Raw genomic sequence first — 25523 nt, 5'->3', positions numbered from 1 at the left:
TGCTTGCCCGTCCAAGCCTCCCGCTGTCTTGCCCGTGATTGAGTCACCGCGCTGCCACCGCCGGCACGATGCCGGAGCGGCAGCCACAACCAAGGACAAGATATGTTCAATCAACACTCCGTGGAAATCGAATGGGCAGGCCGCCCGCTGAAGCTCGAGACCGGCAAGGTTGCCCGTCAGGCTGATGGCGCCGTCATCGCAACCTACGGCGAGACCATGGTTCTCGCGACTGTGGTTTCCGCTAAGTCTCCGAAGCCGGGTCAGGATTTCTTCCCGCTCACCGTCAACTATCAGGAAAAGACCTACGCAGCCGGCAAGATCCCCGGCGGTTACTTCAAGCGTGAAGGCCGTCCGAGCGAAAACGAAACGCTGGTCTCGCGCCTGATCGACCGCCCGATCCGTCCGCTCTTCCCTGAAGGTTACAAGAACGACACCCAGGTTGTCGTCACCGTTATCCAGCACGACCTGGAAAACAATCCTGACATCCTCTCCATGATCGCCACATCCGCGGCGCTCACGCTTTCCGGCGTTCCCTTCATGGGCCCGGTCGGCGGCGCGCGCGTTGGCTACATCAACGGCGAATATGTTCTGAACCCGCATCTCGACGAGATGGATGAGTCGGTTCTGGACCTGGTTGTTGCCGGCACGCAGGACGCCGTCCTGATGGTGGAATCGGAAGCCAAGGAACTCAACGAAGACGTCATGCTCGGCGCGGTCATGTTCGGTCACCGCGGTTTCCAGCCCGTTATCGATGCGATCATCAAGCTCGCCGAAGTTGCCGCCAAGGAACCGCGCGAATTCGAACCGGAAGATTTTTCCGCTCTCGAAAACGAGATGCTGGCACTCGCCGAAGCTGAACTGCGCGACGCTTACAAGATCACCGAAAAGGCCGCCCGTTACGCCGCCGTCGACGCCGTCAAGGCTAAGGTGAAGGCGCACTTCCTGCCGGAAGAAGGCGAAGCCAAGTACACGCCGGAAGAAATCGGCGCTGTCTTCAAGCACCTTCAGGCCAAGATTGTTCGCTGGAACGTTCTCGACACCAAGAGCCGCATCGACGGCCGCGACCTGTCGACCGTTCGCCCGATCGTTTCCGAAGTCGGCATTCTGCCGCGCACGCACGGTTCGGCGCTCTTCACCCGCGGTGAAACCCAGGCGATCGTTGTTGCGACCCTCGGCACCGGCGAAGACGAGCAGTATGTCGACAGCCTCACCGGCATGTACAAGGAACGCTTCCTGCTGCATTACAACTTCCCGCCCTACTCGGTGGGTGAAACAGGCCGCATGGGCTCTCCGGGCCGTCGTGAAATCGGCCACGGCAAGCTCGCATGGCGCGCTATCCGTCCGATGCTGCCGACCGCCGAACAGTTCCCCTACACGCTGCGCGTCGTTTCCGAAATCACCGAATCCAACGGCTCCTCGTCGATGGCAACGGTCTGCGGCACCTCGCTTGCACTGATGGACGCAGGCGTTCCGCTTGCCAAGCCGGTTGCCGGTATCGCCATGGGCCTCATCCTTGAAGGCGACCGTTTCGCGGTTCTCTCCGACATCCTCGGTGACGAAGACCACCTCGGCGACATGGACTTCAAGGTCGCAGGTACGGCTGACGGCATCACCTCGCTGCAGATGGACATCAAGATCGCCGGTATCACCGAAGAGATCATGAAGATCGCTCTGGAGCAGGCACAGGGTGGCCGCAAGCACATTCTCGGCGAAATGGCCAACGCCATCACCGAGAGCCGCGGTCAGCTCGGCGAATTTGCGCCGCGCATCGAAGTGATGAACATCCCGGTCGACAAGATCCGTGAAGTCATCGGCTCCGGCGGCAAGGTCATTCGCGAAATCGTCGAAAAGACCGGCGCGAAGATCAACATCGAAGACGACGGCACCGTCAAGATCGCTTCTTCTTCCGGCAAGGAAATCGAAGCGGCCCGCAAGTGGATCCACTCCATCGTTGCGGAACCGGAAGTCGGCGCCATCTATGAAGGCACGGTTGTCAAGACCGCCGACTTCGGCGCTTTCGTCAACTTCTTCGGCGCCCGTGACGGCCTCGTCCACATCTCGCAGCTCGCTTCCGAGCGTGTTGCCAAGACCTCGGACGTCGTCAAGGAAGGCGACAAGGTCTGGGTCAAGCTGATGGGCTTTGACGAGCGTGGCAAGGTTCGCCTGTCCATGAAGGTTGTCGACCAGGAAAGCGGCAAGGAAATCGTTGCCGACAAGAAGAAGGAAGACGGTGAAGCCGCTGCCGAATAAGGCCGCGCCACCAGATCCTGTCGAGGCGCGGGTTTTGCCCGCGCCTTTTTTCTATTCTACCGTGAGGATGCTCCCATGAGCCGTGACGCCGTAAAAACCCTTTTCCATCCCTTTGCCTCTGACATGCTTGCCATGCCGAAAGACGGCGAACGCGTTCTTTTTCTGGGAGCGGAGGCGGGTCCGCGGCTCGACGGTTTCGACGCGGAGATCGTCGCGGTTCAGCATCTTCGGCCGCTCTATCGCGCTCTTGAAGCTCAGGGTGCAAAGGTCACTCCGGATATTTCGGGCGAAGATTACGATGCGGCGCTGCTGCTTTGCGGCAAACACCGCGGCGAAAACGAAAACCGTGTCGCTGAAGCGCTTTCCCGGGTGAAGGCCGGCGGCCTGATCGTCGCAGCCGGATCGAAGGAAGACGGTATTCTGACGCTGCGTAAGACGCTGACAAAGCTCGGCATCGAGGTGGACTCGACGCCGAAATATCACGGCGTCGCCCTGTGGTTCAAACGGCCGGACGATATCTCTGCCGTCGTGTCGAAACTTGCTCAGAAGCCCGTGACGGTGGAAGGCCGCTTCACTGCCCTGCCCGGCATGTTCTCGCATGACCGCGTGGATGATGGTTCGGAACTGCTCGCATCGCGCCTGCCGACCGATTTCGACGGCAATGCTGCCGATTTCGGCGCCGGCTGGGGTTATCTCTCCATCATGCTGGCGGAAAAATCGCCGCGCACGGCCCGTATCGATCTGTTCGAAGCGGATTGGAATGCGCTCGAATTCGCCAAGACCAATCTTCTCGAAAACAACCCTCGCCTAACGGCGCGTTTCTTCTGGCAGGATCTGGCAAACGAGCCGCCGAAGGAGAAATACGACCTCATCATCATGAACCCGCCTTTCCATTCAAGTGGACAGGCGGCGGAGCCAGCGCTGGGTCAGGCCTTCATCAAGGCCGCGGCCGGGGCGCTGCGCAGCGGTGGCAAGTTGCTGATGGTCGCCAATCGCGGCCTGCCCTATGAGCCGGTGTTGGCAGCAGAATTCCGCACCAGCACGGAAGTATGCCGAAATGCCCGCTTCAAGATTCTGAGCGCCCAGAAGTAAGAAAATCAGCTCAATAGCCAGGCCCATAGCGACACGGAAAGGACACCGGTCGCCGTGGATATGCTGATGGTTGAGGCCGCAACGCTGTGGCCGATGCCGAAACGGTTGGCGATGAGCCAGGCATTCACGCCCGTTGGCACCGACGAGGTGAGGACAAGCGCCGCCGTCCATTCACGGCTTAGCCCAAGTACGTGGCCCATGGCCCAGACACAGGCTGGCAGGAGCAGCAGTTTAAAAAACGTCATGGTGACGGCAATGCCCATATTGCCGCGGATGGTGTATTTCGTCAGCGCCATGCCCAGCGAAATCAGGGCTGCGGGTCCTGCCATGGAGGCGATCTGATCCACCACTGTTTTCAGGACAGGCGTCAGCGCCAGACCGGAAACATTGGTCGAAAGCCCTATGACGAGGCCAATCACAAGAGGATTGGTGACGAGATTTCTGCCGACCTGCTTGAAGACCGCGGCCGTGCTGCGCTTTTCTCCACCGATTGCCTTGTGCGTTGCATTTTCCATCAGGATCGTGCCGGCGATCATCATGACCGGCAGGTGGATGGCGAGCAGGATGGAAAGGGCAACCAGCCCTTCGTCGCCCACGGAGCGACCGACAAGAGGCAGGCCAATAAAAATATTATTCGCAAAGGCCGAGGAGATGCCGGCAATGACGGCGATGCGGACATCCTGCTTGAACACATGGCGGGTGACGATATGCCCGACTGTCCAGGTGACGGCCACGCCAGCAAAATAAGTGAGCCAGAGCCGGAACGGCGAGGCACCGTGGAAATTCGCTTCCGCAAGGGTGCGGAAAATCAAGGTCGGCACGGCGATCTTGAAGACGAAGTCGCTCAAGATCTCTCCTGCGTCTGCCCGGAAGAGGCCAGCTCTCACGGTCAACCAGCCGATCAGGATGAGAATGAAAATCGGGGCGACATTCGCGGCAACGGCAGACATGGAGGGAAAGCTTTCGCGGCTTTTGCGGGAGGATACTCCGCTTTAGAGCCTTTTCGGCCGGAATGGAATCGCGAAAACGCTTCATGTTCCGGTTTTAATCGCGGCATGGAAGGCTGGGCAGCCTTCGCACCACGTCTACCGGGCGGGCGTCCGGCCCATGCGATGGTGACGTCTGCCTAAAAGAAAAAGCGGGGTCTCCCCCGCCTTTTATGTCCGTTATATGCCGCCAGTACATCCGTGGCGGAGATAACGGTTGAGCCAGAAGACCTCATGTCTTCCACTTCGGTACGCATTCACACACCTCTGCTCTGCTCGCAGAGATAGCTTAACCATATTACAGGCAAATGACGCGTTTTCTTCTTTCGCGCAGAACCGCATATTTCCGCTTTAGGCTTTTCTTGCAGCCAGAAATGTTTAAGACCTTTGAAAAAAGACGCACACCCCGTGCGAACCGGATAGGGCCAATGACGAAATTTGACGTACTGACTGTCGGCAATGCCATCGTCGACATCATTTCCCGCTGCGATGACCGCTTTCTCAACGACAATGCCATTACCAAAGGGGCGATGAACCTCATAGACGCAGAACGGGCAGAGCTGCTTTATTCGCTGATGGGGCCGGCTCTCGAAGCCTCCGGCGGCAGCGCTGGCAATACGGCGGCGGGTGTGGCGAATTTCGGCGGCAAGGCTGCCTATTTCGGCAAGGTGGCGGAAGACCAGCTCGGCGAAATCTTCCAGCACGACATCCGCGCTCAGGGCGTTTATTTCGAAACCAAGCCGCAAGGCACCTTTCCGCCAACGGCCCGTTCGATGATCTTCGTGACCGAAGATGGCGAGCGTTCGATGAACACCTATCTCGGCGCCTGCGTCGATCTGGGCCCTGAGGATGTGGAAGATGACGTGGTGGCGCAGACCAAGGTCACCTATTTCGAGGGTTATCTGTGGGATCCGCCGCGCGCCAAGGATGCGATCCGCGAATGCGCCCGCATTGCTCATGAAAACGGCCGCGAAGTTTCCATGACGCTTTCCGACAGTTTCTGCGTCGGCCGTTACCGTGAGGAGTTTCTCGATCTGATGCGCTCCGGCACAGTGGATATCGTTTTCGCCAACAAGCAGGAAGCGCTTTCCCTTTATGAAACCGACGACTTCGAGCTTGCGCTGACCAGGATCGCCGCCGACTGCAAGATCGCGGCGGTGACGATGAGCGAAGAAGGCGCGGTTATCCTGCGCGGCACGGAACGCGTGAAGGTGGATGCCTATCCGGTGCATGACGTGGTCGACACGACGGGTGCGGGCGATCTTTTCGCCGCCGGCTTCCTGTTCGGTTATACGCAGGACCGGTCGCTCGAAGATTGCGGCAAGCTTGGCTGCCTTGCGGCTGCCGCTGTCATTCAGCAGGTCGGGCCTCGTCCCATGTCATCGCTGAAGGCGCTTGGCGAGAAGCACGGCCTTATTTAAAGGCTTCACCCGGGTAAGCACCCCAGATTTCGCCCTGCGAAACCCAGCCCGAGGCCTGACCGGCCTCGGCACGACACCAGTCCCCATTGCATTCGCCGATCCTGAAGACCACGCCCGGCTCAAGTCGTGCGACAACGGCAGCGCCCGACTGCGCTTCACGGCGCATGTTCACATAAACTTCCTTGCCCTTGCCCCGCATCCAGGGCGCTGCTACGGCCGTGCGCTCACCGGAGAGAAGGGCTTGGTTGACCCAGCCTTCCGTCCCATCGGCATCACGGATGCGCCGCCAGTTTTCATATTCCTGGATGATCTCGACCGGCATCCCGGATTTCAGATACATCCATGACACGGCGTAATCCGTGCTCGGACCGATGCGCATGTTCACGCGTTTGGATTTCAGGCTGACAAAACGCGGCAGCGGCAGGCCGCTGGCGCCTTTCGCGGCGCCCTGCGCCATGGCGTCGGTTGCCGCACCGAGGAGGCCCAAAGACAATGCAATGCAAACAATAGAAACCACACTGCGCATGCCCATTTCCGTTTCCCGCCTTCTGCAAACCGGATGATATTTAAGGAGGCTCGTTTCCACATGCCTCAAGCTTCAGCGAGTTTTGTTTGTCTTCGCCGGTGGGTCTGGTAGAAACGCCCTGATTGAAAGAAATTATCGCTCTTTCTGGTTAATGACTTCTGAACAAGGCAGCGGCAAACGATGACCCCCAAGAAGAGACCGACAGTCTATATCACCCGCAAATTGCCTGATGTCGTCGAAACCCGAATGCGCGAACTTTTCGACGCAGAACTCAATATCGATGACACCCCGCGCAGCGAGGAAGAACTGGTCGCCGCCATGCAGCGGGTGGACGTGCTGGTGCCAACGGTCACCGATCGCATTACCGCCCCGATGATCGAGCAGGCTGGACCGCAGCTGAAGCTGATCGCGAGTTTCTCCAACGGCATCGACCATGTGGATGTGGACGCCGCGGCCCGCAAGGGCATCACCGTGACGAACACGCCCAACGTACTGACCGAGGACAGCGCCGATATCACCATGGCGCTGGTGCTGGCCGTACCGCGCCGCATGATCGAGGGCACACGCGTCCTTGCCAATGGCGCGGATGAGTGGCTCGGCTGGTCACCAACCTGGATGCTGGGACGGCGCATTTCCGGCAAGCGTATCGGTATTGTCGGGATGGGCCGCATCGGCACGGCGGTGGCGCGGCGCGCCAAGGCTTTCGGGCTTTCCATTCACTATCACAACCGCAAACGCGTCAATCCGGCGACGGAGGCGGAGCTCGAAGCGACCTATTGGGACAGTCTCGACCAGATGCTGGCGCGGGTGGACATCGTTTCGGTCAACTGCCCTTCGACGCCCGCAACCTATCACCTAATTTCCGCCCGGCGGCTCGCGCTGATGCAGCCGACGAGCTACATCGTCAATACCGCGCGCGGCGACATCATCGATGAGGCAGCGATGATCCAGTGCCTGCGCGAGGGCAAGATCGCCGGCGCTGGACTGGATGTCTACGAGAACGAGCCTGCGGTGAACCCCAAGCTCATCAAGCTTGCCAAGGAAGGCAAGGTGGTGCTGCTTCCACATATGGGTTCAGCGACAATCGAAGGCCGCATCGAGATGGGTGACAAGGTCATCATCAATATCCGCACGCTGTTCGATGGTCACCGCCCGCCGAACCGGGTGTTGCCCGGGCGAAACTGAAACAGAGGCCCGAAGATCGGACCTCCCGGTTCTTGTCAATCGCGCCGGGGGGAGTCGCTTCAGCCGAGGATCTTGGTCATCTCGATCGAGGTCGTGCGATCATATCCCGCATGGGCATTTTCTGCCGTCTTGACGAAACCCCAAGCCCCGAACTTTACATGATTGGCGACAAGCTCAATCCGGGTTTCCAGCCGTAGCGCCGGCAGCGCCAGTTCACGCGCCAAGGCCTCGGCTTGCGCCAGCAACATTTTACCAATGCCCTTTCCCTGCGCTTTCGGGGAAACGCACAATTTGCCGACGTAAAGACAGGATGGCGGCTCCGGCCTGCAGAAAAGGCAGCCCAGCAGGTCATTCCCGTCCAAAACTACGAAAGCAATCTCCGCCCTTGCCTTTTCGGCAAGATTTTCAGGCGTCAGGCGATGGGCTGAAGATGGTGGGTCAATGACGCCATCCATGTAAGCGAAGGACGTCATGATAAGCGCCAGCAATTCATGCCAGCGGTCGAAGTCGTCCCCAATTCTATTGATTTCCATCATGTTTTCTTTGTCCCTTGACGCCGCTTGTATCGCACTGTTTCGAAACGCGCCGACAGTGCGTCATAGAGGAGCAGACGGCCAATCAGCGGTTCGCCGGCACCGGTGATCAGCTTGATCGCCTCCATGGCCATCAGCGTGCCGATAACGCCCGTCAGCGCGCCGACAATCCCTGTTTCCGCACAATTCGGGATGAGCCCCTGCGGCGGCGGCTCGGGAAACAGGTCACGATAGCCGGGCAGCAACGTGCCTTCGGCATTTGTTTCATAGGGCTTCAGCACCGTCACAGAACCATCAAAACGGCCAACGGCGCCCGTCACCAGCGGCCTTTTTGCCGTTTCCGCCGCGTCCGCTGCGGAATATCGAGTGTCGAAATTGTCCGATCCGTCAATCAGGAGATCGAAAGATTGCAAATGATCATGCGCCCAGACCTGCGAAAAGCGGTCTTCGTACACGATTGTACGCACATGAGGGTTAAGGCGAGCAATGGCCTTTCGGGCACTTTCCGTCTTCTGCTCGCCAATCGTCCCGCTATCGTGGATCACCTGGCGCTGAAGGTTGGAGAGAGACACGACGTCATCGTCGATCATGCCGAGTGTGCCGACGCCGGCGGCGGCGAGATAATGAAGCACCGGCGCACCGAGACCACCCGCCCCGATGACCAGCACGCGCGCGGCCTTCAGCCGTTGCTGGCCTGCACCGCCGATTTCCGGCAGCAGGATATGGCGTTTGTAGCGTTCTATTTCTTCCGGGCTCAGCGGGTCCATGTCGCACTCCCTCTCTTTGCCTTCATGCGGTGATGCTCCCGTGGGATACATTGAAGAATTGTGCCCGCTCGCCAAGGGCGGAGAACATGGCCGCATCCGTTCCAGTCATGAAACTCTGTCCCCCCAGCGCGTGGATGAGATCGAACAATGCCGCCCGCCTGCCCTCGTCCAGATGAGCGGCAATCTCGTCCAGCAGCAGAACCGGTGCATAACCCGTCATGTTGGCGGTCAGCTGCGCATGCGCGAGCACCAGACCCACCAGCAGCGCCTTCTGCTCCCCCGTCGAACAGCGTTCGGCTTCCATGTCCTTTTCCGCATGCCGCACGAAGAGATCGACACGGTGCGGCCCATCAAGCGTGCGCCCGGCGGCAGCGTCCCGGTAGCGACCTTCACGCAGCATCAAGCCATATTCGTCTTCCAGATCGACGGCGGGACGGTTGAGGCCATCATCCATAAAGCCGGAAAGCGACAGCGTCGCTGAGGGGAAGGCCGCATCGCCCCTCCGCCCTTCGATCAAACTCCGGAGCAGGCCGAGCATCTCATAACGGGCAACCGCCATGGAGATGCCGAGTTCAGCCATCTGCTTTTCGATACCGTCCAGCCAGACCGGATCAAAACGGCCCTCGGAAAGCAGTCTGTTACGCCCACGCATGGCTTTGTCAAAATCGCTGGCGCGTCGACCATGGGCGGGATCAAGCGAAAGCACAAGTCGGTCAAGGAAACGCCGGCGGTCAGACGATGAGCCTGTAAAAAGGCCGTCCATGGCGGGGGTGAGCCACAGGACACGCAGATGGTCGGTCAATTCATCGACGGATTTGACTGCCGTGCCGTTCAGCCGCAGCCGGCGCGACACCACCTCGCCATCGCCTTCAATCCCCGTGCCGATCGCGACCTCGCCATCCATGCCATCGACATCTGCGAAAATAGAAAAGCCGGTGGCTTCCGCACCCACGCGCGTGACGTCGGACAGGACCGCGCGGCGAAGTCCGCGTCCGGGCGACAGAAACGACACCGCCTCCAGAAGGTTGGTCTTGCCGGACCCATTGTCGCCGGTCAGCACCACATGGCGGTCATCCAGGGAAAGCGACGCCACCGCGTAGTTGCGGAAGTCCGTGAGTTTCAGTCGGGAAAGCGAGACCTTGTTCGTCATGGTTACGGCCTAAAACGAAGCTGCCCCGATGGCAAGGCGGCTCTTGTCCATGTTTATTGCCTAGCGCCGAAACCATGCGAATTATTCAGTAGTGGCAACTTTTTTAGCGGGCGGTTATTTATAGCCGGTTCGTTATCACCGGTAACTCTTCCATGCGTCTCCTCCTGCCTCTTTTCATCATGCTCGGTCTTCTTTCCTCCTGCGCCGGACGGCCGGGAGCGGACGTGCTGCAAGCGGTCGACACCAGGGCGAAGGATGCCAAAATCGTGACCGCCTATGTGGCAAGCACGCGCGAAAAAAGCGAGGAGGCCCAAAAGGGCTTCAGTGCGCTCAGAGCGGCCGAACCGAATTATGCCCGCTTCGACATTTCGATACCGCCCACCCACAAGAGTGGAAAAATTGAGTGGTCGACCGGCAAACCCGACGCGAAGAAGGATTTTGTCGTCACGCAGGCGCAGATGTTGAGCAAGGCTCGTTTCAACGATGACCTCGGAGATATCACCCGCTCCGGCAAGCAGATTGCGCTTTTCGTGCATGGCTATAATTACAGCTATCAGGAAGCGCTTTTCCGGGCAGCGCAGATGGCAGCTGATGCCAATCTGGATGGTGTGCCGCTGGTATTCTCCTGGCCCTCGCAGGCGAATGTCGCCGGCTACGTTGCCGACAAGGAATCGGCGACCTACTCCCGTGACGCACTCGCCAATCTGCTGACAGACCTCACACGCCATTCTCCACGCAAGAACATTGTCGTTTTCGGCCATAGCATGGGCGGCTGGCTGGTCATGGAAGCGCTACGCCAATTGCGTTTCGAGGGGCGAAGCGACGTTATTGCCAAGCTGCAGGTGGTTCTTGCCGCGCCCGACATCGATGCCGATGTCTTCCGCAAACAGATCGAGGTGGTTGGCCGGCTCAACCCGCCGCTCACCGTTCTGGTTTCCAAGGACGACCGCGCCCTGAAAGCCTCCTCCATACTGGGCGCGGACGTCACGCGGATCGGCGCACTTGACGTCACGGATCCGAAGGTGCAGGACGCCGCCCTCAAGGAGGGCGTTCAGTTCGTGGATATTTCCAAGCTGAAGGCGTCGGACCCGCTCAACCACGACCGCTATGCTGCTTTGGCGTCACTCGTGCCGCAGCTGGAGGCAAGCCGCAACGGCAATGGACAAAACGGCATCGGCCGTGCGGGCGCTTTCGTGTTCGATGCTATCGGCGCGACCGTATCGAGCCCCTTCCGACTTGCCAGCCAGGTGGTGAACCCGCAGTAAAAATACTGCGGGTTACCCGAAGGTTTCAAAAGTCCCAGTCTTCGTCCTCGGTCGCGACCGCCTTGCCGATGACGTAGGACGAACCGGAGCCGGAGAAGAAGTCGTGGTTCTCATCTGCATTGGGCGAGAGCGCTGAAAGGATCGCCGGATTGACCCGGCAAGCCTCGGCGGGAAACAGTGCCTCGTAACCCAGATTCATCAGGGCCTTATTGGCGTTGTAGTGCAGGAACTGCTTGACGTCCTCGGTCAGGCCGACGCCGTCATAGAGGTCCTCGGTATATTTTGCCTCGTTATCGTAAAGCTCAAGAAGCAGGTCGAAGGCGAAATCCTTGATCTCCTGCCTTTCGTTTTCATTAAGGCGGTCTATCGTCCTTTGGAACTTGTAGCCGATATAATAGCCGTGCACGGCCTCGTCGCGGATGATCAGGCGGATCAGGTCCGCCGTGTTGGTAAGCTTGGCGCGGCTTGACCAGAACATCGGCAGGTAGAAGCCGGAATAGAACAGGAAGCTTTCCAGAAACACGCTGGCGATCTTTTTCTTCAGCGGATCGCCGCTGTCATATTCCCGCATGATCAGTGCGGATTTGCGCTGCAGGAACTCGTTTTCCTCCGACCAGCGATAGGCATCATCGACGTCAGGTGTCAGGCAGAGCGTCGAGAAGATCGATGAATAGGACCGGGCGTGCACCGCTTCCATGAATGAAATGTTTGAGAGAACCGCCTCCTCATGCGGTGTTGCCGAATCTGCCATCAGGCGCACCGCGCCGACGCCGTTCTGGATTGTGTCCAGCAATGTCAGGCCGGTGAAGACACGGATCGTCAGTTTCTGCTCCTCGGGCCTCAGTGTTCCCCAGGAGGGGATGTCGTTGGAAAGCGGCACCTTTTCCGGCAGCCAGAAATTCGAGGTCAGGCGGTTCCAGACTTCCAGGTCCTTGTCGTCCTCGATGCGGTTCCAGTTGACCGCGCGGATGCGGGACACAGGTTTTACGGCGATGTTCATTGTCTTGTCCCTCAAATCAGAGCGTGCAGGAAACGCAGCCCTGAACCTGCGTGCCTTCCAGCGCCATCTGGCGCAAACGGATGTAGTAGATGGTCTTGATGCCCTTCTTCCAGGCATAAATCTGTGCCCGGTTGATGTCGCGGGTCGTGGCCGTATCACGGAAGAACAGCGTCAGAGACAGGCCCTGATCGACATGCTGGGTGGCCGCCGCGTAGGTATCAATGATCTTTTCAGGGCCAATCTCATAGGCATCCTGGTAATACTCGAGATTGTCGTTCGAGAGATAAGAAGCCGGGTAATAAACTCGGCCGATCTTGCCCTCTTTACGGATTTCGATCTTCGAGACGATCGGATGAATGGAGGATGTGGAGTGGTTGATATAGGAGATCGAGCCTGTCGGCGGCACTGCCTGCAGGTTCTGGTTATAGAGGCCTGATGCCATGACCTCCTGCTTCAAGACCTTCCAGTCTTCCTGGGTCGGAATGGCGATACCGGCCTTTTCGAACAAGTCGCGGACCTTTTCCGTCGCGGGCAACCATTCCCGGTCGGTATATTTGTCGAAATATTCGCCCGAGGCATATTTGGAGTTTTCAAAGCCCTTGAAGCTCTGGCCTCTTTCCACCGCCAGCCGGTTGCTGGCGCGGATAGCGTGATACGTCACGGTGTAGAAATAGATATTGGTGAAATCTATGCCTTCCTCCGAGCCATAAAAGATGCGCTCGCGCGCCAGATAACCGTGCAGGTTCATCTGACCGAGCCCGATGGCATGGCTTTCGTCATTTCCCTTTTCAACAGACGGAACGGAGGAGATGTGGCTCATGTCCGACACCGCCGTCAGTGCCCTGATGGAGGTTTCAATGGTCTTCCCGAAATCGGCCGAATCCATTGCCGCGGCGATATTCAATGAACCGAGATTGCAGGAAATATCCTTGCCCATGTGACTATAGGAGAGATCGGCGTTGAACGCGCTCGCTTCGCTGACCTGCAGGATTTCCGAGCAGAGATTGCTCATGCTGATGCGACCGGCAATCGGATTGGCGCGGTTCACCGTATCCTCAAACATGATGTAGGGATAACCGCTCTCGAACTGGATTTCGGCGATCACCTGGAAGAATTCGCGCGCCTTGATCTTCTTCTTGCGGATGCGGCTGTCGGCGACCATCTCGTGGTATTTTTCCGTCACCGAGATTTCGGTGAAGGGCACGCCGTAGACCCGCTCCACATCATAGGGGGAGAACAGATACATATCCTCGTTGTTGCGGGCGAGCTCGAAGGTGATGTCGGGGATGACGACGCCGAGCGACAGGGTCTTGATGCGGATTTTTTCGTCGGCGTTTTCACGCTTGGTATCGAGGAAACGCATGATGTCGGGGTGGTGGGCATGCAGATAGACAGCACCCGCACCCTGGCGGGCGCCGAGCTGGTTGGCATAGGAAAACGAATCTTCCAGTAGCTTCATCACGGGTATGACACCGGAGGACTGGTTTTCGATCTGTTTGATCGGCGCGCCAGCCTCGCGAATATTGGTCAGTGAAAGGGCAACGCCGCCACCGCGCTTGGAGAGCTGCAGCGCCGAATTGATGGAGCGGCCGATGCTTTCCATATTGTCTTCCACGCGCAGCAGGAAACAGGAGACCAGCTCGCCGCGGCTCTTCTTGCCCGCGTTCAGGAACGTCGGGGTCGCCGGCTGGAAGCGGCCGGAAATGATCTCGTCGACCAGATTGCGTGCCAGCTGCTCATCACCGCGCGCAAGGGAAAGCGCCACCATGCAGACGCGATCCTCGTAACGCTCCAGATAACGTTTTCCGTCGAAGGTCTTCAGCGTGTAGGAGGTGTAATATTTGAACGCACCGAGGAAGGTCGGAAAGCGAAACTTCCGGGCATAGGCCTCGTCATAGAGGTCACGAACGAAATTGAAGGAGTACTGGTCCAGCACCTCCTGTTCGTAGTAGCCCTCCGCTACCAGATAATCGAGCTTTTCCCTGAGGTTATGGAAAAACACCGTGTTCTGGTTGACGTGCTGGAGGAAATATTGGCGGGCAGCAAGACGATCCTTGTCGAGTTGGATTTTTCCGTTCTCGTCATAAAGGTTCAACATCGCGTTCAGCGCGTGGTAGTCCAGGCCTGCATCGAGCGGCGTCTGGCTTGCGGCTGTTGGCTGTTTGGTGTCCTTGCGCAGCGCGCTAGCGGTCAGCGTGTCCAAAATCGTTCCAATCCATGTTTGACGTTGGCGACATCCTCCTCAGTGCCGAGAAGCTCGAAGCGATAGAGAAACGGCACTGCGCATTTGCGCGAGACGATATCTCCGGCGGATGCGAAAGCTGCGCCAAAATTGGTGTTTCCCGCCGCGATGACGCCACGAATGAGATTGCGGTTGGAGGGCTCGTTTAAAAACCGGATGACCGGCTTCGGCACGGCACCCTTGGTGCCGCCGCCGCCATAGGTGGGCGTGACGAGCACATAGGGTTCCGACACCTGAGGCACGTCATCCTCAGCGCCGAGCGGCAGGCGAAGCAACCGCCGCCCCAGTTTCAGAAGGAAACGATGGGTGTTTTCGGAACGACTGGAATAATAGACGATCAGACCCATCGCCTGCCGCCTCAGCCAATCGAGCCGATCATGTCCGGCCGGAACCCCGCCCAATGGCGTTCGCCGGCAACCACCACCGGAACCTGCATGTAACCGAGACCACGGACATGATCGAGAGCGTCAGCATCTTCGGAAATATCGACGATCTCATAGGGAACGCCCATACGGTCAAGCGCGCGATAGGTGGCGGTGCACTGGACGCAGGCGGGTTTGCTGTAAACGGTGATGGTCATAATTTCCCTTTCGAAGCTATTTTGGACGCGGCAATGCGTTGCCGATTGCAATCGCAATCGGGCGGCGGTGGTTTTGTCATTCAGGTGGGGCGTGCTCTCTTGGAGTTTTCTCGGGAAATCCGACTGGTTCTCCTGGAACTGCTGAAAGCCGCAGAAAATCACTCCCTACGCAGACGAGCGTAGCAACTCAAAAATATGCACTGGCATGACTTCACCCCGAAGCTTGTTCTGGAGGGGGCAGAAAAGGGCGCACGCAAATCATCTGCGTCTACACCTTCCTCCGGACACCCCGCCCGTGGACGTTTGCGCTCAAGGCAGGTCTCCTGACTTGCGGGTCACAACATCTATTCCGGCCTTCCCGGAGCGCTCAGCTCCAGTGACTCAAATCGGAACGATGCTCGCCGCTTACAGTTGCGGGGGCAGTTTCGGCCTTGCTTCACCACGATGGCGTCACGCACCGAATTCCCGTCTTAGCTCCCAATCCTTGCGAATCGGAAGAACCTCGAACACCACATATAGTATATGAGGAAATTTTCTCGTCAATAAATAGACACACAAAAGCCCCGCCCTGTGGATCAAAAAGATTCAACACATGGTCAACAATGACTTAACGGCGGGCCGGACGCACCGCGCGGGAGACGAAGATGTTAATCTATTCCCAGATATCGATGTGGATATCGGCGGGACGGGCGTTTTCGATCACCCTTTTCCCGTTGGGAAGATCGTTTGCGAAAAGCTTGGCGTGGATCTGAGCTGCATCGAGACCATAACCCAGCCATCTGTTTCGCAGCCTCTCTTCCAGCACCGCGACGGACGGACGCACGAAGATAGTGAGATCAAAGCTTCCGGAAAGGTTTGTCCAGGGCGCTTCGTTCAGCAGCAGATAATTGCCCTCGGCGAGGATGAAGCGTGTTTCCGGAGCAATCGCACGGGCAGACGCAATGGCGATTTCACGGGAGCGATCAAACACCGGGACAAGTACCTCCTGCCCGCCCTTGCGAACGGCAGAGACGATATCGAGGAAGCCACGCACATCGAATGTTTCCGGCGCACCCTTTCTTGGCAGCAGTCCTCGCTCTTCGAGGATGCCATTGTCCATATGGAAGCCGTCCATGGGCAGAATGGCGGCCGTTTCGCCCCGTGCGCGCAAGGCGTCGCAAAGAGCATCCGCCAACGTGGATTTGCCGGCCCCAGGGGGACCGGCAATCGCGACGATGAAACGGGAGTGGCCTTCTGCCCGCTGAAGAACCTCTTCGACGATCGTCTCAAGCTTCAGCGTCATGCGGCGAGCGTTTCCTTCGGTGCTTCCTTGGCACCGGTCATGAAGGCGACGGCATCCGACATTGAATAGTCCTTCGGGTTGATGACGCACAGGCGCTTGCCAAGCCGATGGATATGGATGCGGTCGGCAACCTCGAAAACATGCGGCATGTTATGCGAGATCAGAACGATCGGCAGGCCGCGGGAACGCACGTCGAGAATAAGTTCCAGGACACGGCGGCTTTCCTTGACCCCAAGCGCGGCAGTCGGTTCGTCGAGGATCACGACCTTGGAACCGAAGGCGGCTGCACGTGCCACCGCGACGCCCTGGCGCTGACCGCCCGAGAGGGTTTCCACCGCCTGATTGATGTTCTGGATCGTCATCAGGCCGAGTTCCGACAGTTTTTCGCGGGCGAATTTTTCCATGGCCGGACGATCCAGCGCGCGGAAGAGGCTGCCCTGTATGCCGGGCTTACGGATTTCCCGGCCAAGAAACATATTGTCGGCGATGGAAAGTGCAGGAGACAAGGCCAGGTTTTGATAGACGGTCTCAATACCCGCCTTGCGCGCCTCAATCGGCGAACGGAACTGCACAGGCTGGCCCTCCAGCCGGATTTCCCCCTCATCGGGCGTAACCGCGCCTGAAATCGCCTTGATGAGAGAGGATTTTCCGGCGCCGTTGTCGCCGATCACGGCCAGGATTTCGCCCGGGTAGAGATCGAAATCGGCGTGATCCAGGGCGGTCACACGGCCATAGCGCTTAACGAGATTGCGTGCTGTGAGAATGGGTTCTTTTGTCATCAGCCTGCTACCTTTCTGATCCACTGGTCGATTGCGACAGCCAAGATGATGAGGACGCCGATCAACAAATAGGTCCATTGCGGGTCTGTCCCAATAAGCCTGAGGCCGAGCGAAAAGACGCCGACGATCAGGGCGCCGAAGATCATGCCCATGATGGAGCCGCGTCCACCGAACAGTGACAGACCGCCGATAACCACCGCCGTGATGGATTCGATATTGGCGAATTGGCCAGCAGTCGGCGAAACCGACCCGATGCGGCCGATGAGAGCCCAACCGGCAAAGGCGCAGATGAGGCCTGACAGGGTGTAAACAGTGGTCAGCATACGTTTGACGTTGACACCGGCGAGCTCTGCGGCATCCGGATCGTCACCCACGGCATAAAGATGGCGGCCCCAGGCGGTGCGGTTCAGGACATACCAGAGCAGAGCAACAAGCAGAACCATGGCGATCACGCCGTAAGTGAAGACCGCATTGCCTATACGAAGATTGGCGCCGAAAAATTGCAGGATCGGTGCCTGCTGGGCAATGTCCTGAGCCCGGATCGTCTCATTTGCGGAATAGAGGAAGTTGGTCGCGAGCACGATCTGCCACATGCCAAGCGTGACGATAAAAGGCGGCAGGCGCATGCGCGAAACCAGAACGCCGTTTATGAAGCCGCAAAATGCGCCAACGGCGAGACCACAGAGAATGGAGAGCTCCGCTGGCAGACCGTAACGGAAAGTGAACTGCCCCATGACGACCGAGGACAGAACCATGATCGCGCCGACCGAAAGGTCGATGCCCGCCGTCAGGATGACCAGCGACTGTGCCGCGCCGACGATGCCGACGATCGCGACCTGCTGCAGGATGAGGGTCAGCGAAAAAGCCGAGAAAAACTTGCCGCCGAGGAGCAGGCCGAAAATAATCAGCGACAGCACCAGAACGATAAGCGGCACGGCCGCCGGGCTGGAATGAAGAAAATGCTGGAATTTTTCCAGCGCGCTCTTGTCGTGCGTATCGAAAGCGGCGACCTGCGTCGAACTTCCGGAGAGCACTTTTTCAAATTCATTATGCGGCTGAGCCCGCATCGGCTGATCGCTCATGGATTTTCCTCCCGATCGCTCCATCGCATCCGCCCTGCCACCGAGGTCTATCTCCAAAGAGAGTGATGCGTAGATTTCAAAGTGTTGAAGCGGCCTGTGTCATCCCCGAAGGGCGCGCAGCGCGCTCGTTTGTTCCTTTGTCCGATCCCCCGGATCGTGCCTGATATTCATTCTGGCCCAAGGGCGGGGGCACGAATGCCCCCGCGGGTTTCAACGGTGAGGCATCAGCCCCAGCATTTGTTGAGACCTTCCTTCGTATCGATCGAGTCGAGGCCCTTTACCGGCTTGTCGGTTACCAGCGTCACGCCGGTGTCGACAAAGTTCTTGCCTGCTGTCGGCTTCGGCTTTTCACCCGTGTCCGCAAACTTCTTGACCGCTTCGACGCCAAGCGCCGCCATCAGCAGCGGATATTGCTGCGAGGTCGCGCCGATAACGCCCTCCGCGACGTTCTTGACGCCCGGGCAACCGCCATCGACGGAAACGATCAGCACGTCCTTTTCACGGCCGACGGCCTTCAGCGCCTCATAAGCGCCGGCAGCCGCAGGTTCGTTGATGGTGTGGACGACATTGATGGTCGGGTCCTTCTGCAGCAGATTCTCCATCGCCGCACGGCCGCCTTCCTCGTTACCATTGGTGACATCGTGGCCGACGATACGCGGGTCGTTCTCGTCACCGATCTTGTTGATGTCCTTCACATCGATGCCAAAGCCCTTCATGAAGCCCTGGTTGCGCAGCACATCCACAGTCGGCTGGGAAGGGGTGAGGTTGAGGAAGGCGATTTTTGCGTCCTTGGCCTTGTCGCCCAGCGTGCCGGCGGCCCACTTACCGATCAGCTCGCCAGCCAGAAGATTGTCGGTGGCAAAGGTGGAATCAGCAGCATCGACGGGCTCCAGAGGCGTGTCGAGGGCAATGACCAGAAGCCCCGCATCACGTGCCTTTTGCACGGCCGGAACGATGCCTTTGGTATCCGATGCTGTGATCAGAATACCTTTGGCGCCATCGGCGATGCAGGTCTCGATCGCTGCGACCTGGCTTTCGGAATCGCCGTCGATCTTGCCTGCGTAGGATTTCAGCGTCACACCAAGCTCCTTGGCCTTGGCAGTCGCGCCTTCCTTCATCTTGACGAAGAATGGATTGGTGTCGGTCTTGGTGATGAGGCAAACAGATGTGTCGGCGGCGGAAGCGGCGGAAGCGAAAGAAACGCCAAGCGCAAGCGCGCCCAGAAGAGCGGAAACAGTGGTCTTCATGAGATCCTCCCAATGGATATTTGAGCACCTATTCGGCTACCCCACGATCTCGTCTCCTCCGAGAACAATGATCGTTAGCTCCGATGGAACCACCAAAGGAAACGGCTGTCAATAAATAAATCCGATTGAATTATTAATTCTGTGTGGCATTCTGAGGCCCGGCATGGAGGAATATCGCCAATGACGTTTACGTTGCGATAGCAAGATTGCCATAAAGCCAGCTGTATCGGCCGCGGCAGATATGGAAGGCGGGAGGATGACATTATGAGACAATCTGTCGAGACGGCGCAGCAAGCGCCGCCCACTACCATGGATATGAGCGGTGGCGCCAACCAGATCGGTGTACGCGCTTATAACGAGCGGCTTGTGCTCTCTCTCGTTCGCCGCCATGGCGGGTTGTCAAAAGCCGAAATTGCCAGACTTTGCGGTCTCTCCGCGCAGACCGTTTCGGTTATCATGCGCTCACTCGAAAAGGACGGGCTTCTCATTCGCGGCGAAAGGCTGCGCGGCAGGGTCGGCCAACCATCGACCCCAATGCGCCTCAATCCCGACGCCGTGTTCTCCTTCGGCGTCAAGATCGGCCGGCGCAGCGTCGATCTGGTGTTGATGGATTTTGTCGGCCACATCAGGCTCAAGCTCCGCAGGACCTACCCCTATCCGCTACCGGAATGGATATTGCCCTTCGTGATCGAGGGTATGGCGGAACTGGAATCGAAGCTTTCCCCCGCAGAACGGCAGAAAATAGCCGGTGTGGGTATCGCCGCCCCGTTCGAACTCTGGAACTGGGCGCAGGAGGTCGGGGCGCCGCAGATTGAGATGGAACGGTGGCGGGATGTCGATATTCGGGCAGGCATCGCCGAAAACGTCAGCTACCCGGTGTTCCTGCAGAATGACGCAACAAGCGCCTGCGGTGCTGAACTGGTATTTGGTGCGGGCCAGAATTATACCGATTTTCTCTACGTCTTTATCGGCTCCTTCATAGGCGGCGGCGTTGTCCTGAATTCAGCGCTGTTTTCCGGAAAGACCGGTACCGCAGGCGCAATCGGCCCACTGCCCGTCCAGGGGGAGGATGGTAATACCGTTCAGCTCCTCAAAATTGCATCCATCTTCGTTCTTGAGAACATGCTGCGCGAAAGGGGCATCGATCCGCGACCCCTCTGGTTCTCGCCCGACGAATGGATCGATTTTGGCGAGCCGCTGGAAAGCTGGATCGGAAAAACTGCGGCAGCCTTGGCCCAGGCTGTCATCGCCGCAGCATCCATCATCGATTTTTCCAGCGTCATCATTGATGGCGGCTTTCCGGACTGGGTCAGGACAAGGATCGTCGCCGCCACCCGGGAAGCGCTCAAACGCCACGATCTTCAGGGCGTCACGCTGCCGGAGATCGTCGAAGGCGCCGTCGGCAGCCAGGCGCGTGCAATCGGTGGCGCCAGCCTTCCCTTGTTTTCCCGTTACCTCATCGATCAGAACGTTCTGTTTAAAGACACGACCGGTTGACCCGGCTCATGTGACTTATTCCGACTGGATTTCCTCTGGGTGTCGGCCGGTCAGTCGCTGGCGGCATGCTGCATGATCGCCTCAAGAAAGGCCGGACCGTAACGTTCCAGTTTGGTATCCCCCACGCCTGGAATCTGCGCCATATCCTTCACGGAGACAGGTTTTACGGCGGCAAGCTCGATGAGCGTCTTATCGTGAAAAATCACATAAGGCGGAACGTTCTGTGCGCGGGCGATTTCCATGCGTTTTGCGCGCAGAACCTCGAAGAGGCCGCGGTCAGCGTCTGGCAGGGCGGCAGATGCGGCGTTTCGCGGCGCCTGCTGCCGGGCTGCACGGGGCGCAGATGGTATTCTCAGCATCAGCGACGGTTTTTCACGCAGGAACTGCCTCCCGTCGGCGGAAATGGACAATCCGCCATGTCCGGACAAATCGACATCAATCAGTCGCAACGCGACCAGCTGGCGAAGAATGGCGCGCCAGGTGCGATTGTCGTGCTCCTTACCGATGCCATAAGTGGTTATGCGATCATGCCCGAATCGGGAAATCCTTTCGTCTTCGAGGCCCAGCAGGACGCGGATGACATAGGCTTGTCCGAATCTTTCTCCGGTGCGGTAAATACAGGAAAGCAGTTTTTGGGCGGCTATGGCGCCGTCGAACAGATCCGGCGGCTCCGCGCATGTATCGCAATTGCCGCATGGCTCGCATCTGTCGCCGAAATAGGAAAGCAATATCTGCCTGCGGCAGCTTGCCGTCTCCGCAAGACCGAGCAGCGCATCCAGCTTCTGCCGCTCCATATGTTTGCGCTGATCCGAGGCGTCCGATTCCTCGATGAAACGATTACGCAACGCAATGTCTTCATAACCGTAGAGCATGAGCACGTCGGACGGGAGACCATCACGGCCTGCGCGGCCGGTCTCCTGATAATAGGCTTCAATGCTGCCGGGCAGATCAATATGGACGACAAAACGTACGTTCGGTTTGTCGATGCCCATGCCGAAGGCAACCGTCGCGACGATGATGACGGCTTCGCCGTGCTGGAAACGGGTCTGGTTCTCCTCCCGCGCGGCTTTGTCCATGCCGGCATGATAAGGCAGTGCGTTACGTCCTTCTTCGCGCAGCCAGGCGGCCGTTTCCTCGACCTTGCGTTTCGACAGGCAGTAAACGATGCCGCTTTGGTCTTCCCGGTCTTTCAGAAAACGTCTGAGCTGAGCGCGGGGATTATCCTTTTCCATGATCGCGTAGCGGATATTGGGACGATCGAAACCCGCGATGAAGGCATCGTCCGCTTTGATATCCAGATGGCCGAGGATTTCGGCGCGGGTAGGTTCGTCGGCTGTTGCCGTCAGCGCCATGCGCGGCGTATTCGGAAAACGCTCGATAAGCAGATCGAGTTGGCGATAGGGCGGACGGAAGTCGTGCCCCCATTGCGAAAGGCAGTGAGCCTCGTCGACAGCGATCAGCGACAGATCAATGGATTGAAGTGCCTCCAGAACCTCCGGTTTGAGAAGGGTTTCCGGCGCAGCATAGAGAATATCGACATTTCCGGAGCGCATGGCCTGCCAGAGCGCACGCCGCTCTTCTGGCGAAAGGTCGGAGTTGAGTGCCTCGGCCCGCACGCCGGCCTGCCGAAGCGCCGCCACCTGATCGACCATCAACGCGATCAGCGGCGAGACGATCAGCCCCATGCCTTTGCGGGCGAGCGCCGGAATCTGGTAACACAGTGACTTTCCACCACCCGTCGGCATCAGCACGAAGGCGTTGTTTCCAGCCATGACATGCCGAATGATTTCCGCCTGTCGCCCACGGAAGCTGTCATAGCCGTAAACGGTCTTGAGGATTTGCAACGGATCGTCGTTCACGGCTTCTTCTTCTGTGTCTGGAGGATGGCGCATCATCGCCAGTTTCGGTTCCATGGCAATCCCGAATGTGGAATTGGCCACAGAGACAGAAGCTGCGTAAGGCGTTGGCGTACAGAAACCGCTTGAGGCACGCCAACATCACAAGCCATCCGGTCTGGCCTCCCCGGAGGGACCCTTGGAACGAGCGGCTTCCTGTATGGCTTCAGATTGCATGGCTTCGGGCCACGGTCGCATCCGGGACTTTGTGAAGCCGGGTTGTTTTCGGAGTGCTCGACTGTGTTTGGGTGCATCCACTTGCCGCGCGTGCTCGGGGGCGGATTTGTGCTAGTGTTATGCCATGCCCAAAACGCAAGAAAGCCCTCTTTTGGGAGAGGGCTTTCTTGTTGGCTTTCTTCGTAATTTTGGTTGCGGGGGCAGGATTTGAACCTGCGGCCTTCAGGTTATGAGCCTGACGAGCTACCGGGCTGCTCCACCCCGCGTCCAGCGCATTCGGCAAGGCCGAATGTCGCGGTTACGTCGTTGCTTTAGCGACGACGGATCTTTGCCGGAGTAAATTGCGGAGCAATTTATCTCCTGTAAGGGACGCGCTTGGCGTTTTCCTTAAGTTTTGTCTTAAACTGCAAAAGGCCGCTTTTGGCGGCCCTTTTTTTTCGGCTGGGCCGAGGGATGTGATGAGAAGATTTTTGATGCGTTTTGCAGACCTGGCAGCGACCTACTCTCCCGCGTCTTGAGACGAAGTACCATTGGCGCTGGGGCGTTTCACGGCCGTGTTCGGAATGGGAACGGGTGCAGCCGCCCCGCGATAACCACCAGGTCGGCAAAACGCAACATTGTTCATGTTTTCACATGAACGTTGTTTTCGAGAAGCTGGGAAGCTTGCGCTTCGTTTTAATTTACACGTCGTTTCTGTGACTTATCCGTATGTTGCCTTGCTCGAGGTCGAGCGTGGCGCCCATACAGGACGCTAGTCCGTCGCCAATCGTTTGGCGCGCCGTCTGCAGCGTAGTGGCCGAAGGCCACGTCAGCGTGAAGACAGAACAGATCATCAAGCTTTGCTTGATGAGCATGAACAATGGGAACGAAGAAGTCGATCGAGCTATTAGTAACGGTAAGCTTCACACATTGCTGTGCTTCCACACCCGTCCTATCAACGTGGTCGTCTTCCACGGCTCTGATAGGGAACACTCGTTTTCAGGTTGGTTTCCCGCTTAGATGCCTTCAGCGGTTATCCATTCCGTATATAGCTACTCTGCTATGCCCTTGGCAGGACAACAGATCCACCAGAGATACGTCCATCCCGGTCCTCTCGTACTAGGGACAGATCCTGTCAATATTCCTACACCCACGGCAGATAGGGACCGAACTGTCTCACGACGTTCTGAACCCAACTCACGTACCGCTTTAAATGGCGAACAGCCATACCCTTGGGACCTGCTCCAGCCCCAGGATGCGATGAGTCGACATCGAGGTGCCAAACAACCCCGTCGATATGGACTCTTGGGGGTCATCAGCCTGTTATCCCCGGCGTACCTTTTATCCGTTGAGCGATGGCCCTTCCACACGGGACCACCGGATCACTATGACCGACTTTCGTCTCTGCTCGACTTGTCAGTCTCGCAGTCAGGCTAGCTTATGCCATTGCACTCGACGACCGATTTCCGACCGGTCTGAGCTAACCATCGCGCGCCTCCGTTACTCTTTCGGAGGCGACCGCCCCAGTCAAACTACCCACCATACACTGTCCCGGATCCGGATAACGGACCGCGGTTAGACATCCACGAAGATAAGGGTGGTATTTCAAGGATGGCTCCACAGAAACTGGCGTCCCTGCTTCAAAGCCTACCACCTATCCTACACATGCCTTGGCGAATGCCAGTGTAAAGCTATAGTAAAGGTGCACGGGGTCTTTCCGTCTGACCGCAGGAACCCCGCATCTTCACGGGGAATTCAATTTCACTGAGTCTATGTTGGAGACAGCGGGGAAGTCGTTACGCCATTCGTGCAGGTCGGAACTTACCCGACAAGGAATTTCGCTACCTTAGGACCGTTATAGTTACGGCCGCCGTTTACTGGGGCTTCAGTTCAGAGCTTGCACCCCTCCCTTTAACCTTCCAGCACCGGGCAGGCGTCAGACCCTATACGTCGTATTGCTACTTCGCAGAGCCCTGTGTTTTTGATAAACAGTCGCTACCCCCTGGTCTGTGCCACCCCATCATACTTGCGTACAAAAGGGTCACGCTTCTTCCGAAGTTACGCGTGCAATTTGCCGAGTTCCTTCAACATAGTTCTCTCAAGCGCCTTGGTATACTCTACCTGACCACCTGTGTCGGTTTCGGGTACGGTCTATACGGTGGAGCTATTTCCTGGAACCTCTTCGCCGCCCAACCAATCCAATAAGGTTGAACAACACACGAGATCCGTCACTACCACCAGGCCCACGAATATTAACGTGGTTCCCATCGACTACGCGTGTCCGCCTCGTCTTAGGGGCCGGCTAACCCTGCTCAGATTAACTTTAAGCAGGAACCCTTGGTCTTTCGGCGAGGGAGTCTCTCACTCCCTTTATCGTTACTCATGTCAACATTCGCACTTCCGATATCTCCAGCAGCCCTCACGGGTCCGCCTTCACAGACTTACGGAACGCTCCGCTACCACTTGCGATTACTCGCAAATCCTCAGCTTCGGTGCATGGCTTTAGCCCCGTTACATTTTCGGCGCAAAGACCCTTATTTAGACCAGTGAGCTGTTACGCTTTCTTTAAATGATGGCTGCTTCTAAGC

General features: G+C 58.0%; 20 protein-coding genes, 1 tRNA gene, 2 rRNA genes and 1 riboswitch (1 of these 24 cut by a window edge). Of the genes, 6 read left to right on the top strand and 17 right to left on the bottom strand.

Going from position 1 to position 25523, the window contains the following annotated elements; translation table 11 throughout:
* The first annotated feature begins 102 nt into the window (after nucleotides 1-102).
* Together pnp and HQN82_RS12470 are read left to right on the top strand one after the other, a co-directional pair.
* Nucleotides 103-2250 carry a polyribonucleotide nucleotidyltransferase gene (gene pnp, locus HQN82_RS12475; RefSeq protein WP_006699832.1) on the top strand — a complete coding sequence of 716 codons (2148 nt, stop codon included), beginning with the start codon at nucleotides 103-105 and terminating at the stop codon, nucleotides 2248-2250.
* A gap of 75 nt (nucleotides 2251-2325) precedes the next feature.
* Nucleotides 2326-3342 carry a class I SAM-dependent methyltransferase gene (locus HQN82_RS12470; RefSeq protein ID WP_006699833.1) on the top strand — a complete coding sequence of 339 codons (1017 nt, stop codon included), beginning with the start codon at nucleotides 2326-2328 and terminating at the stop codon, nucleotides 3340-3342.
* A gap of 5 nt (nucleotides 3343-3347) precedes the next feature.
* Here the strand turns inward: HQN82_RS12470 and HQN82_RS12465 are convergent, their stop codons facing one another.
* Nucleotides 3348-4292, bottom strand: a complete 945-nt coding sequence (locus tag HQN82_RS12465; protein WP_004439041.1) for an AEC family transporter — start codon at nucleotides 4290-4292, stop codon at nucleotides 3348-3350.
* 464 nt (nucleotides 4293-4756) lie between these two features.
* Here HQN82_RS12465 and HQN82_RS12460 point away from each other — a divergent pair, with 464 nt between their 5' ends.
* Nucleotides 4757-5749, top strand: coding sequence for an adenosine kinase (locus HQN82_RS12460; protein WP_004439040.1), 993 nt, complete (start codon nucleotides 4757-4759; stop codon nucleotides 5747-5749).
* On the opposite strand, the gene HQN82_RS12455 is transcribed toward HQN82_RS12460, so the two are convergent.
* Nucleotides 5742-6275: an SH3 domain-containing protein gene (locus HQN82_RS12455; RefSeq protein WP_034496360.1), complete on the bottom strand. Its 534-nt coding sequence runs from the start codon at nucleotides 6273-6275 to the stop codon at nucleotides 5742-5744. The two genes, HQN82_RS12460 and HQN82_RS12455, sit on opposite strands and share 8 nt — an antisense overlap.
* Nucleotides 6276-6455: 180 nt before the next feature.
* Here HQN82_RS12455 and HQN82_RS12450 point away from each other — a divergent pair, with 180 nt between their 5' ends.
* On the top strand, nucleotides 6456-7460 hold the full coding sequence (locus HQN82_RS12450) for a 2-hydroxyacid dehydrogenase (RefSeq protein ID WP_004439034.1): 1005 nt from the start codon (nucleotides 6456-6458) through the stop codon (nucleotides 7458-7460).
* A 59-nt stretch (nucleotides 7461-7519) separates the two neighbouring features.
* Here the strand turns inward: HQN82_RS12450 and HQN82_RS12445 are convergent, their stop codons facing one another.
* The 3 genes from HQN82_RS12445 to recF are packed head-to-tail and all read right to left on the bottom strand — an operon-like array spanning nucleotide 7520 to nucleotide 9910.
* Nucleotides 7520-7996 carry a GNAT family N-acetyltransferase gene (locus HQN82_RS12445; RefSeq protein WP_045533179.1) on the bottom strand — a complete coding sequence of 159 codons (477 nt, stop codon included), beginning with the start codon at nucleotides 7994-7996 and terminating at the stop codon, nucleotides 7520-7522.
* Nucleotides 7993-8760, bottom strand: a complete 768-nt coding sequence (locus HQN82_RS12440; protein WP_037089577.1) for a molybdopterin-synthase adenylyltransferase MoeB — start codon at nucleotides 8758-8760, stop codon at nucleotides 7993-7995. Before HQN82_RS12440 ends, HQN82_RS12445 begins: the two co-directional genes overlap by 4 nt.
* Nucleotides 8761-8782: 22 nt before the next feature.
* Entirely contained in the window at nucleotides 8783-9910 is a 1128-nt protein-coding gene (recF, locus tag HQN82_RS12435) for a DNA replication/repair protein RecF (protein ID WP_006699836.1), read from the bottom strand.
* Between the two features lie 152 nt (nucleotides 9911-10062).
* Here recF and HQN82_RS12430 point away from each other — a divergent pair, with 152 nt between their 5' ends.
* Nucleotides 10063-11175, top strand: a complete 1113-nt coding sequence (locus HQN82_RS12430) for an alpha/beta hydrolase (RefSeq protein ID WP_006699837.1) — start codon at nucleotides 10063-10065, stop codon at nucleotides 11173-11175.
* A 25-nt stretch (nucleotides 11176-11200) separates the two neighbouring features.
* Here HQN82_RS12430 and nrdF read toward each other — a convergent pair whose 3' ends face one another.
* From nrdF to HQN82_RS12390, 8 genes are all read right to left on the bottom strand, one after another.
* Entirely contained in the window at nucleotides 11201-12175 is a 975-nt protein-coding gene (nrdF, locus tag HQN82_RS12425) for a class 1b ribonucleoside-diphosphate reductase subunit beta (RefSeq protein WP_045533183.1), read from the bottom strand.
* A 16-nt stretch (nucleotides 12176-12191) separates the two neighbouring features.
* Nucleotides 12192-14378 (bottom strand): class 1b ribonucleoside-diphosphate reductase subunit alpha, encoded by a 2187-nt coding sequence (nrdE, locus tag HQN82_RS12420; protein WP_081950447.1) that lies wholly within the window; start codon nucleotides 14376-14378, stop codon nucleotides 12192-12194.
* Nucleotides 14366-14764 (bottom strand): class Ib ribonucleoside-diphosphate reductase assembly flavoprotein NrdI, encoded by a 399-nt coding sequence (nrdI, locus tag HQN82_RS12415; protein WP_004439016.1) that lies wholly within the window; start codon nucleotides 14762-14764, stop codon nucleotides 14366-14368. Before nrdI ends, nrdE begins: the two co-directional genes overlap by 13 nt.
* 11 nt (nucleotides 14765-14775) lie before the next feature.
* Entirely contained in the window at nucleotides 14776-14997 is a 222-nt protein-coding gene (gene nrdH / locus HQN82_RS12410; protein ID WP_107339850.1) for a glutaredoxin-like protein NrdH, read from the bottom strand.
* A gap of 296 nt (nucleotides 14998-15293) precedes the next feature.
* Nucleotides 15294-15517: riboswitch (cobalamin riboswitch) on the bottom strand.
* A gap of 132 nt (nucleotides 15518-15649) precedes the next feature.
* Complete coding sequence (locus HQN82_RS12405; protein WP_112766016.1) at nucleotides 15650-16279, bottom strand: nucleoside triphosphate hydrolase; 630 nt, start codon at nucleotides 16277-16279, stop codon at nucleotides 15650-15652.
* Nucleotides 16276-17058 carry an ATP-binding cassette domain-containing protein gene (locus HQN82_RS12400; protein WP_004439010.1) on the bottom strand — a complete coding sequence of 261 codons (783 nt, stop codon included), beginning with the start codon at nucleotides 17056-17058 and terminating at the stop codon, nucleotides 16276-16278. Before HQN82_RS12400 ends, HQN82_RS12405 begins: the two co-directional genes overlap by 4 nt.
* Nucleotides 17058-18140 carry an ABC transporter permease gene (locus HQN82_RS12395; RefSeq protein ID WP_112766015.1) on the bottom strand — a complete coding sequence of 361 codons (1083 nt, stop codon included), beginning with the start codon at nucleotides 18138-18140 and terminating at the stop codon, nucleotides 17058-17060. The genes HQN82_RS12400 and HQN82_RS12395 overlap by 1 nt, the downstream gene beginning before the upstream one ends.
* Before the next feature lie 224 nt (nucleotides 18141-18364).
* The gene (locus HQN82_RS12390; protein ID WP_004439006.1) at nucleotides 18365-19387 is read right to left on the bottom strand and encodes a sugar ABC transporter substrate-binding protein; all 1023 of its coding nucleotides are present in this window, start codon (nucleotides 19385-19387) and stop codon (nucleotides 18365-18367) included.
* A 264-nt stretch (nucleotides 19388-19651) separates the two neighbouring features.
* Here HQN82_RS12390 and HQN82_RS12385 point away from each other — a divergent pair, with 264 nt between their 5' ends.
* Nucleotides 19652-20884 (top strand): ROK family transcriptional regulator, encoded by a 1233-nt coding sequence (locus HQN82_RS12385; protein ID WP_004439004.1) that lies wholly within the window; start codon nucleotides 19652-19654, stop codon nucleotides 20882-20884.
* A gap of 50 nt (nucleotides 20885-20934) precedes the next feature.
* On the opposite strand, the gene recQ is transcribed toward HQN82_RS12385, so the two are convergent.
* The 4 genes from recQ to HQN82_RS12365 all read right to left on the bottom strand — a co-directional run.
* The gene (gene recQ, locus HQN82_RS12380) at nucleotides 20935-22743 is read right to left on the bottom strand and encodes a DNA helicase RecQ (protein WP_173615019.1); all 1809 of its coding nucleotides are present in this window, start codon (nucleotides 22741-22743) and stop codon (nucleotides 20935-20937) included.
* A gap of 402 nt (nucleotides 22744-23145) precedes the next feature.
* A tRNA-Met gene (locus tag HQN82_RS12375) sits at nucleotides 23146-23222 on the bottom strand.
* A gap of 220 nt (nucleotides 23223-23442) precedes the next feature.
* Nucleotides 23443-23557, bottom strand: a 5S ribosomal RNA gene (gene rrf, locus HQN82_RS12370).
* A gap of 264 nt (nucleotides 23558-23821) precedes the next feature.
* A 23S ribosomal RNA gene (locus HQN82_RS12365) occupies nucleotides 23822-25523 on the bottom strand; it runs 1099 nt beyond the window's last position.

The organism is Agrobacterium pusense, assembly GCF_013285525.1.
Classification (GTDB): Bacteria; Pseudomonadota; Alphaproteobacteria; order Rhizobiales; family Rhizobiaceae; genus Agrobacterium; species Agrobacterium pusense.
Note: the sequence above shows the minus strand (reverse complement) of the source record. Positions and strands in the feature narration are given on the sequence as shown.

Coding starts and splice junctions, on each gene's coding strand:
- pnp (WP_006699832.1), top strand. CDS start 103: ATGTTCAATCAACACTCCGTGGAAATCGAATGGGCAGGCCGCCCGCTG.
- HQN82_RS12470 (WP_006699833.1), top strand. CDS start 2,326: ATGAGCCGTGACGCCGTAAAAACCCTTTTCCATCCCTTTGCCTCTGAC.
- HQN82_RS12465 (WP_004439041.1), bottom strand. CDS start 4,292: ATGTCTGCCGTTGCCGCGAATGTCGCCCCGATTTTCATTCTCATCCTG.
- HQN82_RS12460 (WP_004439040.1), top strand. CDS start 4,757: ATGACGAAATTTGACGTACTGACTGTCGGCAATGCCATCGTCGACATC.
- HQN82_RS12455 (WP_034496360.1), bottom strand. CDS start 6,275: ATGCGCAGTGTGGTTTCTATTGTTTGCATTGCATTGTCTTTGGGCCTC.
- HQN82_RS12450 (WP_004439034.1), top strand. CDS start 6,456: ATGACCCCCAAGAAGAGACCGACAGTCTATATCACCCGCAAATTGCCT.
- HQN82_RS12445 (WP_045533179.1), bottom strand. CDS start 7,996: ATGATGGAAATCAATAGAATTGGGGACGACTTCGACCGCTGGCATGAA.
- HQN82_RS12440 (WP_037089577.1), bottom strand. CDS start 8,760: ATGGACCCGCTGAGCCCGGAAGAAATAGAACGCTACAAACGCCATATC.
- recF (WP_006699836.1), bottom strand. CDS start 9,910: ATGACGAACAAGGTCTCGCTTTCCCGACTGAAACTCACGGACTTCCGC.
- HQN82_RS12430 (WP_006699837.1), top strand. CDS start 10,063: ATGCGTCTCCTCCTGCCTCTTTTCATCATGCTCGGTCTTCTTTCCTCC.
- nrdF (WP_045533183.1), bottom strand. CDS start 12,175: ATGAACATCGCCGTAAAACCTGTGTCCCGCATCCGCGCGGTCAACTGG.
- nrdI (WP_004439016.1), bottom strand. CDS start 14,764: ATGGGTCTGATCGTCTATTATTCCAGTCGTTCCGAAAACACCCATCGT.
- nrdH (WP_107339850.1), bottom strand. CDS start 14,997: ATGACCATCACCGTTTACAGCAAACCCGCCTGCGTCCAGTGCACCGCC.
- HQN82_RS12405 (WP_112766016.1), bottom strand. CDS start 16,279: ATGACGCTGAAGCTTGAGACGATCGTCGAAGAGGTTCTTCAGCGGGCA.
- HQN82_RS12400 (WP_004439010.1), bottom strand. CDS start 17,058: ATGACAAAAGAACCCATTCTCACAGCACGCAATCTCGTTAAGCGCTAT.
- HQN82_RS12395 (WP_112766015.1), bottom strand. CDS start 18,140: ATGAGCGATCAGCCGATGCGGGCTCAGCCGCATAATGAATTTGAAAAA.
- HQN82_RS12390 (WP_004439006.1), bottom strand. CDS start 19,387: ATGAAGACCACTGTTTCCGCTCTTCTGGGCGCGCTTGCGCTTGGCGTT.
- HQN82_RS12385 (WP_004439004.1), top strand. CDS start 19,652: ATGAGACAATCTGTCGAGACGGCGCAGCAAGCGCCGCCCACTACCATG.